The organism is Streptomyces sp. NBC_00523 (assembly GCF_036346615.1).
Classification (GTDB): Bacteria; Actinomycetota; Actinomycetes; order Streptomycetales; family Streptomycetaceae; genus Streptomyces.
The window spans coordinates 1,764,378-1,780,118 of sequence record NZ_CP107836.1; the positions used below are offsets into that span (position 1 = coordinate 1,764,378).

The 15,741-nt window shown below is 70.3% G+C and carries 11 protein-coding genes; 8 read left to right on the plus strand and 3 right to left on the minus strand.

Going from position 1 to position 15,741, the window contains the following annotated elements:
* Nucleotides 1-8 precede the first annotated feature (8 nt).
* Nucleotides 9-1,724: a lytic transglycosylase domain-containing protein gene (locus OHS17_RS07985; RefSeq protein ID WP_330311598.1), complete on the minus strand. Its 1,716-nt coding sequence runs from the start codon at nucleotides 1,722-1,724 to the stop codon at nucleotides 9-11.
* A 223-nt stretch (nucleotides 1,725-1,947) separates the two neighbouring features.
* Here OHS17_RS07985 and OHS17_RS07990 point away from each other — a divergent pair, with 223 nt between their 5' ends.
* Nucleotides 1,948-2,820 carry a DUF4184 family protein gene (locus tag OHS17_RS07990; RefSeq protein ID WP_330311599.1) on the plus strand — a complete coding sequence of 291 codons (873 nt, stop codon included), beginning with the start codon at nucleotides 1,948-1,950 and terminating at the stop codon, nucleotides 2,818-2,820.
* Between the two features lie 150 nt (nucleotides 2,821-2,970).
* On the opposite strand, the gene polA is transcribed toward OHS17_RS07990, so the two are convergent.
* Nucleotides 2,971-5,682 carry a DNA polymerase I gene (gene polA / locus OHS17_RS07995; RefSeq protein WP_330311600.1) on the minus strand — a complete coding sequence of 904 codons (2,712 nt, stop codon included), beginning with the start codon at nucleotides 5,680-5,682 and terminating at the stop codon, nucleotides 2,971-2,973.
* Nucleotides 5,683-5,852: 170 nt separating this feature from the next.
* Here polA and OHS17_RS08000 point away from each other — a divergent pair, with 170 nt between their 5' ends.
* From OHS17_RS08000 to OHS17_RS08030, 7 genes are all read left to right on the plus strand, one after another.
* Nucleotides 5,853-8,126 carry an FdhF/YdeP family oxidoreductase gene (locus OHS17_RS08000; protein ID WP_330311601.1) on the plus strand — a complete coding sequence of 758 codons (2,274 nt, stop codon included), beginning with the start codon at nucleotides 5,853-5,855 and terminating at the stop codon, nucleotides 8,124-8,126.
* Between the two features lie 66 nt (nucleotides 8,127-8,192).
* Nucleotides 8,193-8,663 carry a PaaI family thioesterase gene (locus OHS17_RS08005; RefSeq protein ID WP_018104551.1) on the plus strand — a complete coding sequence of 157 codons (471 nt, stop codon included), beginning with the start codon at nucleotides 8,193-8,195 and terminating at the stop codon, nucleotides 8,661-8,663.
* A 648-nt stretch (nucleotides 8,664-9,311) separates the two neighbouring features.
* Nucleotides 9,312-10,529: a branched-chain amino acid ABC transporter substrate-binding protein gene (locus OHS17_RS08010; RefSeq protein ID WP_330315185.1), complete on the plus strand. Its 1,218-nt coding sequence runs from the start codon at nucleotides 9,312-9,314 to the stop codon at nucleotides 10,527-10,529.
* A 96-nt stretch (nucleotides 10,530-10,625) separates the two neighbouring features.
* Nucleotides 10,626-11,555, plus strand: a complete 930-nt coding sequence (locus OHS17_RS08015; RefSeq protein WP_330311602.1) for a branched-chain amino acid ABC transporter permease — start codon at nucleotides 10,626-10,628, stop codon at nucleotides 11,553-11,555.
* Nucleotides 11,556-11,560: 5 nt separating this feature from the next.
* Nucleotides 11,561-13,339 carry a branched-chain amino acid ABC transporter permease gene (locus OHS17_RS08020; RefSeq protein WP_330311603.1) on the plus strand — a complete coding sequence of 593 codons (1,779 nt, stop codon included), beginning with the start codon at nucleotides 11,561-11,563 and terminating at the stop codon, nucleotides 13,337-13,339.
* 4 nt (nucleotides 13,340-13,343) lie between these two features.
* Nucleotides 13,344-14,222, plus strand: a complete 879-nt coding sequence (locus OHS17_RS08025) for an ABC transporter ATP-binding protein (RefSeq protein WP_330311604.1) — start codon at nucleotides 13,344-13,346, stop codon at nucleotides 14,220-14,222.
* On the plus strand, nucleotides 14,219-14,935 hold the full coding sequence (locus OHS17_RS08030; protein WP_330311605.1) for an ABC transporter ATP-binding protein: 717 nt from the start codon (nucleotides 14,219-14,221) through the stop codon (nucleotides 14,933-14,935). Before OHS17_RS08025 ends, OHS17_RS08030 begins: the two co-directional genes overlap by 4 nt.
* A 65-nt stretch (nucleotides 14,936-15,000) precedes the next feature.
* Here OHS17_RS08030 and OHS17_RS08035 read toward each other — a convergent pair whose 3' ends face one another.
* Nucleotides 15,001-15,651 carry an ANTAR domain-containing response regulator gene (locus OHS17_RS08035; RefSeq protein ID WP_018104545.1) on the minus strand — a complete coding sequence of 217 codons (651 nt, stop codon included), beginning with the start codon at nucleotides 15,649-15,651 and terminating at the stop codon, nucleotides 15,001-15,003.
* Nucleotides 15,652-15,741: the final 90 nt, after the last annotated feature.

The following is a 15,741-nucleotide window of genomic DNA, read 5'->3' on the forward strand; positions in this document are numbered from 1 at the left end:
GCGTGGTGTCAGGAGGCGGCGGTGGCCGTGCGCTGCTCGACGGTCAGGTCGATGGTGACCGTGGCGCCGCCCTCGGTGGTGAGGCGCAGCTTGTACGTGCCGGCCGGTCCGTCCGCGTAGAACTTCGGGAGCTTCAGACTGCCGTCGGCGGCCGTGGTGAGCTCGATGGTGCGGACGGGGTTGCCGTCGTCGTCCGTGCAGTACGGGCCCTTGTCGTTGACGGCCGGGTCGTCGCCGTCGGTGATCATGGTGGCGGTGACGGCGACCTTGCCCGCGGCCTTGCCCTTGTAGGTGGCGGCGACGGTGATGTCGTCGAAGGTCGCACCGGCGACGGCGGTCAGCTCGGTGGTGCCGGTCCTGGCGATGGCGTCGGCCTGGCGGGCGGTGACGGTCGCCTTGAAGGTGGTGGCGACCGAGGTGCCCTTCACGGTGGCCCGCACGGTGAACTCGCCGGTCTTCTCGCCCGCGCGGAGCACCGGCGAGGACGCCTTGCCGTCGGCCCCGGTGTCGAGGGTGACCGCCTTGAAGCCGCCGTCGAACGCGGCGTCGGTGTCACCGACGACGGTGAAGGTCACCTGCGCCTTGGCGACCGGCTTGCCGAGGGCGTCGTGCGCCCGCACCTTCACCGTGCCGTCGAACTTCTCGCCGGCGGTGGCGGTCAGCGTGCCCGTGCCGTCGTTCTGAAGCGCCGTCACCTTCTGGGACGGGGTGGGCGCCGGGGTCGGGGTGTGCGTCGGGGGCTTCGGCTTCGAGGGCTCGGGGCCGGGGTCCGACGGCTCGGCGGGCTTCGTGGGCTTGGTGGACGTGCCCGGCTTTGGCGTCTCGGACGGCGAGGGCGTCGGGGACGGGGTGCTCGACGGGCCGCCGCCCGGGCGGCTGGGTCCGGGGTTCCGGCTGGTGGGGCCGGTCGGGAGGACGCCGCTGCCGTCGGGGACCTCGTGCGTGCCGCGGTTGTAGTACGTGAACCAGGAGCGCACCGTACGCAGGTACACGTCGGAGTGGTTGTAGCTCAGGACCGCCCGGTCCAGGTCGGCGGCGGTCGACAGGTCGCGGTCGCCGGCGCAGAGGTAGCGGCCGGCGGCGAGCGCGGCGTCGTAGACGTTGTTGGGGTCCTTGCGGCCGTCGCCGTTGCCGTCCTGGCCCCAGGTCGCCCAGGTGGACGGGATGAACTGCATCGGGCCGACCGCCCGGTCGTGCGTCCGGTCCCCGTCGTAGGCACCGTTGTCGGTGTCCTTGATCAGGGCGAAGCCGTTGCCGTCGAGGGCGGGGCCGAGGATCGGGGAGAGCGTGGTGCCCTGCGCGTCGACCCGGCCGCCCCGGGCCTGCCCGGACTCGACCTTGCCGATCGCGGCGAGCAACTGCCACGGCAGCCGGCAGGCCGCGTCCGTGCCCCCGACGGTCCGCTCGGCCTTCTTGTACGCCGCCAGGACGGAGGCGGGTATGCCGGACTCGGCGGGGCCGGTCACCGGCAGGTCGGCCGAACTGCCCGGCTTGTCCGGGGTGTTCAGCGGCGGCAGGTCCGTGTAGTACGGCGAGTCGCCGGAGACGCCGCCGCCCTGGTCCGCGGGGGTCGAGGAGCCGGCGGCCGGCTGGTCGCCGTCCGCCGCGACGACCGGCGACGGGGCCCCGGGGGCCTGCGAGGCGGAGAGCGCCGCCACGGCCACGGCAGCCACGGCGGTGGTGGCCGCTCCTCTGTACAGTCGGCGACCGAATTGCGCTGCCATGGTGTGTGGGCCCTCCCCCTCGTCGCTGTCGGCGCTCCCCTGCGCCTGGACTCAGGCGACCCTACGGCAACTCCTCCGGCGCGCACACAGCGGGCGTGGCGGTTCTTACCGCTTTCTCACCTTCCTGAACACAAGTTGTCCACGTGCGGACATTCCCGTGACGGATCTTCCTGCCCGCCGGGCCACCCCGGGACTGCCCCGCCGGGTCACGCATACTGCCCGCATGCCCTTCACTCTCAGCCATGCCGCCGCCGTGCTCCCGGGGATACGGCGCGACGGCACGGGCCGTGGTGCGCTGCTCGCCTCCGCCCTGGTCGCCGGGTCGTTCGCCCCCGACCTGACGTACTTCGCGGACTCGGTGATTCCGGGCGCGATGGAGTTCGGCGAGGTCACCCACGCGGTGTGGGGTGTCGTCACGGTGGACGTCCTGATCACCGCGCTGGCGCTCGGCCTGTGGCTGCTGCTGCGCGACCCGCTGGTGGCGCTGCTGCCGGAGCGGTGGCGGGGGCGGGTGCACACCTGGCTGCGGGGCGGAGGGGCGCCGACGGGCCCCGGACGGTGGGGACTTGGGGCACGGGACGCCACGTGGTTCGTGGTGTCGGCGGTGATCGGGTCCGCCACCCATGTCGTGTGGGACGCCTTCACCCATCACGACCGGTGGGGCGTACGGCTGGTGCCCGGGCTCGACGGCAGCGTGGCCGGATACCCCGTCTTCACGCTCGTCCAGTACGGCACGTCCGCCCCGGCCCTGCTGCTGCTCGCCTGGTTCACGGTGTCGGGGCTGCGGCGGACCGGGGACCGGCCGGTGCCCGCCTCGGTGCCGGTGCTGACCGCGCGGGTCCGAGGCTGGGCGCTCGCCTCGATCGGGTTGTGCGCCGTGCTGGGCACCGCCCACCGGTGCGCCCGCTGGTACGCGTACTACGGGCACATCGATACGCCGCTGGACATCATCCCGACGGCCTGCTTCGGCGCGGGCGCCGGTCTCGCGGCGGGGCTCGTGCTGTACGCGGCGGCGGTGTGGCCAGGGCCTTTCGTTTGGATCAGGCCGGATCAGGGAGCGGGGCCTGGTGCGTGCAGCTGCAAGGCGGAGGATTGAGGCAACGCGGAGCGTTGGTGATTGACGACAACGCGGCAGATGCGCGTGCCAGGCGCCGCGAGCCCGGCCTGATCCAAACGAAAGGCCCTAGCACCGGCGCGGCGGGAGGCGGAGCCGGCCGGGGCGCCCGCGGACCCCGGCCACCCGCGGTCAGTGGGCCGCTGACTCCCAGTCGCCGCCGACGCCGACCGACACGTCCAGCGGGGCGCGCAGCTGCACCGCCGTGGACATCTCGTGGCGCAGGATGCGCTCGACCTGCTCCCGCTCGCCCGCGGCGATCTCCAGCACGATTTCGTCGTGCACCTGGAGCAGCATCCGGGACTTCAGCTCCGCCTCGGTCAGCGCCCGGTCGACGTGGAGCATGGCGACCTTGACGATGTCGGCGGCGGTGCCCTGGATCGGGGCGTTGAGCGCCATCCGCTCGGCGGTCTCGCGGCGCTGGCGGTTGTCGCTGTTCAGGTCGGGGAGGTAGCGGCGGCGACCGAAGACCGTCTCCGTGTATCCGGTCGCCCGGGCCTCCTCCACGACGCGGCGCAGATAGTCCCGCACCCCGCCGAACCGCTCGAAGTAGGTGTCCATCAGGACCCTGGCCTCGCCCGCCTCGATGTTCAGCTGCTGGGAGAGGCCGAAGGCGGACAGCCCGTACGCCAGGCCGTAGCTCATGGCCTTGATCTTGCGCCGCATCTCCGGGTCGACCGCGGACTTCCCGACACCGAAGACCTGCGAGGCGACCGTGGTGTGCAGGTCCTCGCCGGAGGTGAACGCCTCGATCAGGCCCGCGTCCTCGGAGAGGTGGGCCATCACGCGCAGTTCGATCTGGCTGTAGTCGGCCGTCATCAGCGTCTCGAAGCCCTCACCGACGACGAAGCCCCGGCGGATCGCCCGGCCCTCGTCCGTGCGGACGGGGATGTTCTGCAGATTCGGGTCGGTGGAGGAGAGGCGGCCGGTCGCGGCCACCGTCTGGTTGAACGTGGTGTGGATGCGACCGTCCGCCGCGATCGTCTTCACCAGGCCCTCAACCGTGACCCGGAGCTTCGCCTGCTCGCGGTGGCGGAGCATGAGGACCGGCAGCTCGTGCTCGGTCTGGCCGGCCAGCCAGGCCAGCGCGTCCGCGTCCGTCGTGTAACCGGTCTTGGTCCTCTTGGTCTTCGGCAGGCCCAGCTCGCCGAACAGGACCTCCTGGAGCTGCTTGGGCGAACCGAGGTTGAACTCCCGGCCCACCGACGCGTGCGCCTCCTTCACCGCCTGCTGGACGGCCCCGGCGAACTGCTGCTCCATGCCCTCCAGATGGGCCCGGTCCGCCGCGATGCCGTGCCGCTCCAGGCGGGCGAGCAGGATCGACGTCGGGAGCTCCATGTCGTGCAGCAGCTCGGCCGCGCCGACCTCCTTCAGCCGCTCAGTGAACGCGTCACCGAGATCCAGGACCGCGCGGGCCTGCGCCATCAGGGCGTCGGCCTCCGCCCGGTCGTCGGCGCCGAACGCCAGCTGGCCGTCGGCCGCGGCGGCCGGGGCCAGCTCGCGGCCCAGGTACTCCACGGCCAGCGCGTCCAGCGCGAACGAACGGCGGCCGGGCTTCACCAGATACGCGGCGAGCGCGGTGTCCATCGTGACGCCGTCGAGGTGCCAGCCGTGCTCCGGGAAGACCCGCATCGCGCTCTTCGCGTTGTGCATGACCTTGGGCCGGACCGGGTCCGCGACCCAGGCGGCGAACGCCTGCTCGTCGGCCTCGTCCAGCTGCGCCGGGTCCAGCCAGGCGGCCGAGCCGTCGGCGGCGGCGAGCGCGATCTCGGTGACCGTGCCCACCCCGAGCGACCAGGTGTCGACCGTCATGACACCCAGCGGCTGCGCGCCGTGCTCCGCCAGCCAGGGGCCGACCTCGCCGGTACCGAGCACGGTCCCGTCCAGCTCGATCCCGGCGGCGGGCGCGGGCGGCTCGGCCTCCGCCGCGCCCGGGTCCACGGCGAGCAGCCGCTCACGCAGGCTCGGGTTGCGGATCTCCAGTATGTCGAGGATGCCGGTGACCGCCGTGCGGTCGTACGGGGCGCGCTCCAGCCCCTCCGGGGTCTTCGGCAGCTCCACGTCCCGGACCATCTCGGTCAGCACGCGGTTCAGCTTCACCGCGTCCAGGTGGTCGCGGAGGTTCTGCCCGGCGACGCCCTTGACCTCGTCGGCCCGCGCGATCAGCTCGTCGAACGAGCCGAACTGGTTGATCCACTTCGCGGCGGTCTTCTCGCCGACCTTGGGGATGCTCGGAAGGTTGTCCGACGGGTCACCGCGCAGCGCCGCGAAGTCCGGATACTGCCGGGGGGTGAGGCCGTACTTCTCCACGACCTTCTCCGGGGTGAACCGGGTCAGCTCGGAGACGCCCTTGGTGGGGTACAGCACGGTCACGTTGTCCGTGATCAGCTGGAACGAGTCGCGGTCGCCCGTGACGATCAGGACCTCGAAGCCGGCCGCCTCGGCCTGCGTCGCGAGCGTCGCGATGACGTCGTCCGCCTCGAAGCCGTCCACCGCGAACCGGTCCGCGTGCATCGCGTCCAGCAGCTCGCCGATCAGCTCGACCTGGCCCTTGAACTCGTCGGGGGTCTTCGACCGGTTCGCCTTGTACTCGGGGAACTCCTGCGCCCGCCAGGTCTTGCGGGACACGTCGAACGCCACGGCGAAGTGCGTCGGCGCCTCGTCACGCAGCGTGTTCGCGAGCATCGACATGAAGCCGTACACCGCGTTCGTCGGCTGGCCCGCCGCCGTCGTGAAATTCTCCGCGGGCAGCGCAAAGAACGCCCGGTACGCCAGGGAGTGCCCGTCCATGAGGAGCAGGCGCGGTCGGTTGTCTGCCGTCTTCTTCGATGCCGTCTCAGCCACACCCCGATCCTGCCACGGACCACTGACAATCCGGACCGGCCACCGCCCGCGACGCCTCACCGGGCACCCGGCCCGGAACGCGTGCCAGGATCGACAGGGAGAAGGAAACACACACGGCGGACCCGCGGGACACCTCCCGGGGGCCCGCAGCCGGCTCGAAGGGGAGCACCATGGCCAGCAAGCCACCCGCAGGAGACCCCGTCCAGGACGCCCCCCGGGTCGGACCGGCCCAGCACTCCGCCGCCGGGCTGCCCGCCGTCGCCCAGAGCCTGCGCGTCGCCCAGCAGCAGATGGGCCTGCGCCGCACCGCGCAGACCCTCCTCAAGGTCAACCAGAAGGACGGCTTCGACTGCCCCGGCTGCGCCTGGCCCGAGGGCGACAAGCGGCACACCGCCGAGTTCTGCGAGAACGGCGTCAAGGCCGTCGCCGAGGAGGCCACGCTCCGCCGGGTCACCCCGGACTTCTTCGCCGAGCACCCCGTCTCCGACCTCGCCGGGCGCAGCGGCTACTGGCTCGGCCAGCAGGGCCGCATCACCCAGCCCGTCTACCTCCCCGAGGGCGCCGACCGCTACGAGGCCATCACCTGGGAGCGGGCCTTCGACATCATGGCCGAGGAGCTGGGCGCCCTCGCCTCCCCCGACGAGGCCGTCTTCTACACCTCCGGGCGCACCAGCAACGAGGCCGCGTTCCTCCTTCAGCTCTTCGCCCGCGAGTTCGGCACCAACAACCTGCCGGACTGCTCCAACATGTGCCACGAGTCCTCGGGCTCCGCGCTCACCGAGACGATCGGCGTCGGCAAGGGCTCGGTGTCCCTGGAGGACCTGCACCACGCCGACCTGATCATCATCGCCGGGCAGAACCCCGGCACCAACCACCCCCGGATGCTCTCCGCCCTGGAGCAGGCCAAGGCGGCCGGCGCGAAGATCATCTCGGTGAACCCGCTGCCCGAGGCCGGCCTCGAACGCTTCAAGAACCCGCAGACCCCGCAGGGCATGCTCAAGGGCACCCCGCTCAACGACCTCTTCCTCCAGATCCGGATCGGCGGCGACCAGGCCCTCTTCCGCCTCCTGAACAAACTGATCCTGGAGACCGAGGGCGCCGTCGACCGGACGTTCGTCACCGAACACACCCACGGCTACGAGGAGTTCGCCGCCGCCGCGGCCCAGGCGGACTGGGACGCGACGCTCGCCGCGACCGGACTCGACCGCGCCGCCGTCGAACAGGCCCTCGCGATGGTCCTGGAATCGGAGCGCACCGTCGTCTGCTGGGCCATGGGCCTCACCCAGCACAAGCACTCCGTGCCGACCATCCGCGAGGTCGTCAACTTCCTCCTGCTGCGCGGCAACATCGGCCGCCCCGGCGCCGGGGTCTGCCCCGTGCGCGGCCACTCCAACGTCCAGGGCGACCGCACCATGGGCATCTTCGAACGGCCCGCGCCCGCCTTCCTCGACGCCCTCGACAAGGAGTTCGGGATCACCTCACCGCGCCACCACGGCTACGACGTGGTCCGCGCGATCCGCGCCCTGCGCGACGGCGAGGCCAAGGTCTTCTTCGCGATGGGCGGGAACTTCGTCGCCGCCACCCCCGACACCGACGTCACCGAGGCCGCCATGCGCAACGCGCGCCTCACCGTCCACGTCTCCACCAAGCTCAACCGCTCCCACGCCGTCACCGGCGCCCACGCGCTGATCCTTCCCACCCTCGGCCGTACCGACAAGGACGTCCAGGCGGGCGGCAAGCAGTTCGTCACCGTCGAGGACTCCATGAGCAAGGTCCACGCCTCGCGCGGCAACCTCACCCCCGCGAGCCCGCACCTGCTCTCCGAACCCGCCATCGTCGCCCGCCTCGCCCGCGCCGTCCTCGGCCCCGAATCCGCCACCCCCTGGGAGGAGTTCGAGAAGGACTACGCGACGATCCGGGACCGCATCTCCCGGGTCGTCCCCGGCTTCGAGAACTTCAACGCCCGCATCGCCCACCCCGGCGGCTTCACCCTCCCGCACGGCCCCCGCGACTCCCGCCGCTTCCCCACCGCCACAGGAAAGGCCAACTTCACCGCCGCACCGGTCGAGTTCCCCGAGCTGCCCGAGGGCCGGCTGCTGCTCCAGACCCTGCGCTCCCACGACCAGTACAACACCACGATCTACGGTCTCGACGACCGCTACCGGGGCATCAAGGGCGGCCGCCGCGTCGTCCTCGTACACCCCGAGGACGCGGAAGCCCTCGGGCTGCCCGACGGGTCCTACACCGACCTCGTCAGCGAGTGGAAGGACGGTGTGGAGCGCCGCGCCCCCGGCTTCCGCGTCGTCCACTACCCCACCGCCCGGGGCTGCGCCGCCGCGTACTACCCGGAGACCAATGTGCTGGTCCCCCTCGACTCCACCGCCGACACCAGCAACACCCCCGCCTCCAAGTCCGTCGTGGTGCGCTTCGAGCCGGTGGGCTAAGCGCTCGCTCAGGCGTCTGATAAGAACGACGCATACGAGCACCGCACCGAGACGAAAGGCGGACCCATGGGCGAGCACACCACACCCACGTTCCCCCAGGAGATCATCGACGAGTACGCCGCGCTCGGCGTCGACCTGCCCGCCCTCTTCTCCGCCGGCCACCTCGGCGAGCGCATGGGCGTCCGCATCCTCGAAGCCTCCGCCGAGCGCGTCGTCGGCACCATGCCGGTCGAGGGCAACACCCAGCCCTACGGACTCCTGCACGGCGGCGCCTCCGCCGTCCTCGCCGAGACCCTGGGCTCCGTCGGATCGATGCTGCACGGCGGCCCGTCCAAGTTCGCCGTGGGCGTCGACCTGAACTGCACCCATCACCGAGGGGTACGAAGCGGCCTGGTCACCGGCACCGCCACCCCCGTGCACCGGGGACGCACCACCGCCACGTACGAGATCGCCATCACCGACGAGCAGGGCAAGCGGGTCTGCACCGCCCGCCTCACCTGCCTGCTGCGCGAGGCCCCCGCACCCGAAGCGTCCTGACCCCGCGCCACGCCTCACCACCCCTGCCCGGCCGTGACCCAAAACGGCCGGGCAGCGGCATATCCGGGCACAACCACCGCCATGATCAAGGAAATTGAGCGGCGCGCGGCGTCAACCCCCTTGACCCGGCGCTCCGTTCCATGGCCCACTCAGCTGCCCACACCTCACCCGCCCCCACCACCACACCGCGTCGCCGCACCCCCGCCACCGTAACGCAGCGTAACCAACGCCCGAGGTGGCGCGCCCCGCCGCGACGCGATCAGCCCGGCCCCGACGCCACCGGGCCCTCCGGCATGCCCCCGCACCCCCGCACCGGGCCCCCGCCGGGCGACAGCAGCAAGATCACCTCAAGCCCCTTAGCAGAGCTGCGCGTTCTCACATTGCGGTCACTTCACGGTCCGGTAAAAAGCCGTACATGTCCGCCCAGCCACCTCAAGCCTTGCTCAAGGGCATAACAAGACAGTCACATCCTTGGCCGGCACCCCTCCCGACCCCCACCACTGCCCTTAGAGTCACGGCCAGTCACCGCGCCGCCGGGCGCGTCTGCAAGCACGGCCCTGTACCAACCCAGTACGGCCCGGCGAACGACACGGCACCTCAAGCGAGGAGGCCGCGCCAGGGAAAGGACCTTTCGTGCGACACCGTTCTTTGCTCATCCTCACCACAGTGCTCACCACCGGTGCACTGACGCTCACCGCCTGCGGGTCGCGCGACGACGACAACAAGAGCGACGGCAACAGCGGCAGCGGCAACACGACCGTCGTCATCGGCGTCGACGCACCGCTCACCGGTGACCTCTCCGCCCTCGGCCTCGGCATCAAGAACTCCGCCGACCTCGCCGTCAGCATCGCGAACAAGAAGAAGCTCGTCCCCGGAGTCACCTTCAAGGTGCAGCCCCTCGACGACCAGGCCCAGCCCTCCGTCGGCGGACAGAACGCCCAGAAGTTCATCGACAACAAGGACGTCCTCGGCGTCGTCGGCCCCCTGAACTCCAGCGTCTCGCAGTCCATGCAGAAGCCGCTCAACGACGCCAGCCTCACCCAGGTCTCCCCGGCCAACACCGGCACCGAGCTGACCCAGGGCAACAACTGGAAGAGCGGCGACAAGAAGCGCCCCTTCAAGACCTTCTTCCGCACCGCCACCACGGACCAGATCCAGGGCGCCTTCGCCGCGAAGTACCTGTACAACGACGCGAAGATCAAGCAGGTCTACCTCATCGACGACCAGAAGACCTACGGCGCCGGCCTCGCCGCGTCCTTCAAGGCCACCTTCACCGACCTCGGTGGCAAGATCGTCGGCTCCGACCACGTCAACCCCGACGACCGCGACTTCAACGCCGTCGTGGCCAAGGTCAAGAAGTCCGGCGCCAAGGCCGTCTACTACGGCGGTGAGTACCCCGCCGGCGCGCCCCTGAGCCAGCAGCTCAAGGACAGCGTCCAGATCCCCCTCATGGGCGGCGACGGCATGTACAGCGCCGACTTCATCAAGCTCAACAAGAAGGCCCAGGGCGACATCGCGACCTCCGTCGGCAAGCCCGTCGAGGAGCTCGACTCCGCCAAGCAGTTCATCGCCGACTACAAGACCGCCGGCTACAAGGACGCCTACGAGGCCTACGGGGGCGGCACCTACGACGCCACCTGGGCCGTCATCGAGGCCGTCAAGATCGCCGTCTCCGAGAACGACGGCAAGCTCCCCGACGACGCCCGCGCCAAGGTGCTCGACGCCATGAGCAAGGTCAAGTTCGACGGCGTCACCGGCCCGGTCTCCTTCGACGAGTTCGGCGACACCACCAACACCATGATGACCGCCTACCAGGTCGACGGCGGCAAGTGGGTCTCCAAGCTCAGCGAGGCCTACAAGCCGTAACTCCCGGGCACGCCCCGACCGACCCCAGACCGCGCGGGAGCGCTACGAGCACTCCCGCGCGGTGCCATATCCGAACCACTCCACGGAGGCCCTGCGGTGCACGAACTGCCGCAACAGCTGGCCAATGGACTCATCCTCGGCGCGATGTACGGACTCATCGCGATCGGCTACACGATGGTCTACGGAATCATCCAGCTCATCAACTTCGCCCACGGCGAGATCTTCATGATCGGAGGCTTCGGAGCTCTCACCGTGTACCTCTGGATGCCGGCCGGCTCCAACCTCCTCGCTATCGTCCCCCTCATGATCATCGGCGGCGTCATATGCTCCGTCGCCATCAGCGTCGCCGCCGAACGCTTCGCGTACCGGCCCCTGCGCAACGCCCCCCGGCTCGCCCCGCTGATCACCGCGATCGGGCTCTCCCTGGCACTCCAGCAGGCCATCTGGAAGTGGTACCCCGACGCCACCAAGGACCACCCCTTCCCGCAGTTCAAGGGCGACGCCTTCGACATCTTCGGCGCCCACGTCCAGCGCGGTGACCTCTTCGTCCTCATCTCCGCCCCCGTCTGCATGATCGCCCTCGGCCTCTTCGTCTCCAAGACCCGGGCCGGCCGCGGCATGCAGGCCACCTCGCAGGACCCCGACACCGCCAAGCTCATGGGCATCAACACCGACCGCATCATCGTCATGGCCTTCGCCATCGGTGCCGCGTTCGCCGCCGTCGCCGCCGTCGCCTACGGGCTCAAGAACGGCCAGATCGGCTTCCGCATGGGCTTCATCATGGGCCTCAAGGCCTTCACCGCAGCCGTCCTCGGCGGCATCGGCAACATCTACGGCGCCATGCTCGGCGGCGTCGTCCTCGGCGTCGCCGAAGCCCTCGCCACCGGCTACATGAGCGACGTCCCCGGCATGGACCTCTTCGGCGGCGGTGCCTGGAAGGACGTGTGGGCCTTCGTCCTCCTCATCGTCGTCCTGCTGCTGCGGCCACAAGGCCTGCTCGGCGAACGCGTCGCGGACAGGGCGTGATACGGATGACCACCGCACTGCTCCCGCTCCCCACGCCCGCCGCCCGCATCGCCACCCTCGCCGGCGCCGCGGCCGCCCTCGCCGGCACCCTCCTCCCCTGGACCTGGACCTCCGAATTCCCCGGCGACCTCACCGTCACCGGCTATCCCGGCGGCCTCCAGGTCCTCACCCTCACCGGCGCGATCCTCACCCTGCTCTTCGCCCTCACCGGCTACGGCATCCCCGGACTGCGCTGGCTCACCCCCGCCGGCACCAACAGCCCCGTCCGCCTGCTGGCCCTCGCCACCCTCGGCACCACCGGCTACGCCATGGGCGCGATCTCCTACGAGCTCGGCGGCGTCGTCAACCTCGAACCGGGAGCCTGGGTCAGCGGCATCGGCGCACTCGTCGCCGTCATCGCCTCCCTCGCCCTCCCCCACGACGTCCCGCTCCCCACCGACGGCCCCGCGCCGAACGCCTGGCAGCGCTTCCGCCACAGCCTCACCGCCCCGTCGGCGCCCCGCGCCAAGGCCCTCCCGGCCTGGGCCGAGATCATCATCATCGCGGTCGCCTTCGGACTCGCGCTGTACCTCTTCACCTACGGGATCGACATCCCCAGCGAGGACTCCGAACAGTTCATCGGCTTCCTCATCACCGCGGGCTTCGCGTTCACCGCACTCACCCGGGCCGGCCTCATCGCCCGGCTCACCGCGCTGACCACCAAGCACCGCAACGTCACCCTGACAGCCGCCCTTGTGGCAGCCCTCTGCTTCCCCTTCACCCAGGACGCGGCGGAATACACCCTCATCGGTGTCAACATCCTCATCTTCGCCACCGTCGCACTCGGCCTCAACGTCGTCGTCGGCCTCGCCGGCCTCCTCGACCTCGGCTACGTCGCCTTCCTCGGCGTCGGCGCCTACACCGCCGCCCTCGTCTCCGGCGCACCTCTCTCCGCGATCGGCGTCAAGTTCCCCTTCTGGGCCGCCGTCCTCACCGGAGCGGTCGTCTCGATGATCTTCGGCGTCCTCATCGGCGCCCCCACCCTGCGGCTGCGCGGCGACTACCTCGCCATCGTCACCCTCGGCTTCGGTGAGATCTTCCGCGTCACCGTCAACAACCTCAACGGCAACAGCGGCCCCGACCTCACCAACGGCTCCCAGGGCATCCCCAGCATCCCGGACCTCAACCTCTTCGGGATCGACTTCGCCCTCAGCCACGACGTCGGACCCTTCACCCTCAGCAGGCCCGCCAACTACTACCTGCTGATGCTCATCATCACCGCGGTCGTCGTCCTGGTCTTCCGCCGCTCCGGCGAATCCCGCATCGGCCGCGCCTGGGTCGCCATCCGCGAGGACGAGACCGCCGCCACCGCCATGGGCATCAACGCCTTCCGGCTCAAGCTGCTCGCCTTCGCCCTCGGCGCCACGCTCGCCGGCCTCGCCGGCACCGTACAGGCACACGTCAACTACACCGTGACGCCCGAGCAGTACCAGTTCGCCGGCTCCGTACCGCCGAACTCCGCGTTCCTCCTCGCCGCCGTCATCCTCGGCGGCATGGGAACCCTCAGCGGACCCTTCGTCGGCGCCGCGCTGCTCTACCTCATCCCGGCCAAGCTCCAGTTCATGCAGGACTACCAGCTCCTCCTCTTCGGAATCGCGCTCGTCCTCCTGATGCGCTTCCGGCCCGAAGGCCTGGTCGCCGACCGCAGGAAGCAGCTCGAATTCCACGAGAACGACCAGCTCGACGTGCCCACACCCCGGAAGTCCGACGAAACGGACGCCGGCATCGCCAAGGCGGGGGCGTAACACCATGACCACCACCACACAGACCGCCACCGGGACGACCGTCCTGGACGCCAGCGGGGTCACCATGCGCTTCGGCGGCCTCACCGCCGTCCGCGACGTGGACCTCCAGGTCAACGCGGGCGAGATCGTCGGCCTCATCGGCCCCAACGGCGCCGGCAAGACCACCTTCTTCAACTGCCTCACCGGCCTCTACGTCCCCACCGAGGGCAAGGTCAGCTACAAGGGCACCGTCCTGCCGCCCAAGCCCCACCTCGTCACCAAGGCCGGCATCGCCCGCACCTTCCAGAACATCCGGCTCTTCGCCAACATGACCGTCCTGGAGAACGTCCTCGTCGGACGCCACACCCGGACCAAGGAAGGGCTCTGGTCCGCCCTCCTGCGCCTTCCCGGCTTCAGCAGGGCCGAGGCCGCCAGCCGCGAACGCGCCATGGAACTCCTGGAGTTCATCGGCCTCCAGGACAAGGCCGACCACCTCGCGCGCAACCTCCCCTACGGAGACCAGCGCAAGCTGGAAATCGCCCGCGCCCTCGCCAGCGACCCCGGACTCCTCCTCCTGGACGAGCCCACCGCCGGCATGAACCCGCAGGAGACCCGCGTCACCGAAGAGCTCATCTTCGCGATCCGGGACCAGGGCATCGCCGTCCTCGTCATCGAGCACGACATGCGCTTCATCTTCAACCTCTGCGACCGCGTCGCCTGCCTCGTCCAGGGCGAGAAACTGGTCGAGGGCACCGCGTCCGAGGTCCAGAGCGACGAACGCGTCATCGCCGCCTACCTCGGCACCCCCTTCGAAGGCGCCCCCGGCGCCGACGAGGTCGCCGAAGTCGAAAAGGCCGAGGCGAGCGCCACCACCACGAGCACGGAAGAGGAGGACAACCGATGACCGCACTGCTGGAGGTCGAGGACCTCCGCGTCGCCTACGGCAAAATCGAAGCCGTCAAGGGCATCTCGTTCACCGTCGAGACCGGCCAGGTGGTCACCCTCATCGGCACCAACGGCGCCGGCAAGACCACCACCCTGCGCACCCTCTCCGGGCTGCTCAAACCGCTCAGCGGCCGCATACTCTTCGAGGGCCAGCCGCTCACCAACGTCCCCGCGCACAAGATCGTCTCCCTGGGCCTCGCCCACTCCCCCGAGGGCCGCCACATCTTCCCCCGGCTGACGATCACGGAGAACCTGCTGCTCGGCGCGTACCTCCGCAACGACAAGGCGGGCATCGAGAAGGACGTCCAGCGCGCCTACGAGCTCTTCCCCATCCTCGGGGAACGCCGGAAGCAGGCCGCCGGAACGCTCTCCGGCGGCGAGCAGCAGATGCTCGCCATGGGCAGGGCCATGATGTCCCAGCCCAAGCTGCTCATGCTCGACGAGCCCTCCATGGGGCTCTCCCCGATCATGATGCAGAAGATCATGGAGACCATCGTCGAACTCCGCGCCTCCGGCACGACGATCCTTCTGGTCGAGCAGAACGCCCAGGCCGCGCTGTCGCTCGCGGACCAGGGCCACGTCATGGAGATCGGCAAGATCGTCCTCTCCGGCACCGGAGCGGACCTCCTCCACGACGAGTCCGTCCGCAAGGCGTACCTGGGCGAGGACTGAGCCCCTACGCGTACGAGAAAGGCCCGCGCCTCCGTGGCGCGGGCCTTTCTCCTGTTCTACGGGGCCTACTCGGCGGCCTTCTTCTTCTCCTCGGCGTCCTCGATCAGGGCCTCGGCGAGCTGCTGCATCGACAGCCGGCGGTCCATGGACGTCTTCTGGATCCACCGGAACGCCTCCGGCTCGGAGAGCCCGTAGTCCGTCTGGAGAATGCTCTTCGCCCGGTCCACCAGCTTCCGCGTCTCCAGCCGCTGGGCGAGGTCGGCGACCTCGTTCTCCAGGGCCTTCAGCTCGGAGAACCGCGAGACGGCCATCTCGATCGCCGGGACGACGTCGCTCTTGCTGAACGGCTTCACGAGGTACGCCATCGCCCCGGCGTCCCGGGCCCGCTCCACGAGGTCGCGCTGCGAGAACGCGGTGAGCATGAGGACCGGGGCGATGGACTCCTCGGCGATCTTCTCGGCGGCGGAGATCCCGTCGAGCACGGGCATCTTCACGTCGAGGATGACCAGGTCCGGCTTGTGCTCCCGCGCCAGCTCCACGGCCTGCTGCCCGTCCCCGGCCTCCCCGACGACGGAGTACCCCTCCTCTTCGAGCATCTCCTTGAGGTCGAGGCGGATGAGCGCCTCGTCCTCGGCGATGACGACACGGGTCGTCAGCGGCGGAACGTGCGACTTGTCGTCATCGGCGACGGGCTGGGGCGACTCGGGGGTGGTCACGGGGCTCCTTGGTCCAGGGCAGGTACAGCTCCCTTGAGCCTACCCAGCTGCGGTATGGTGGTCGCGCAGCGGGTCGGAGGAAACCTTCGA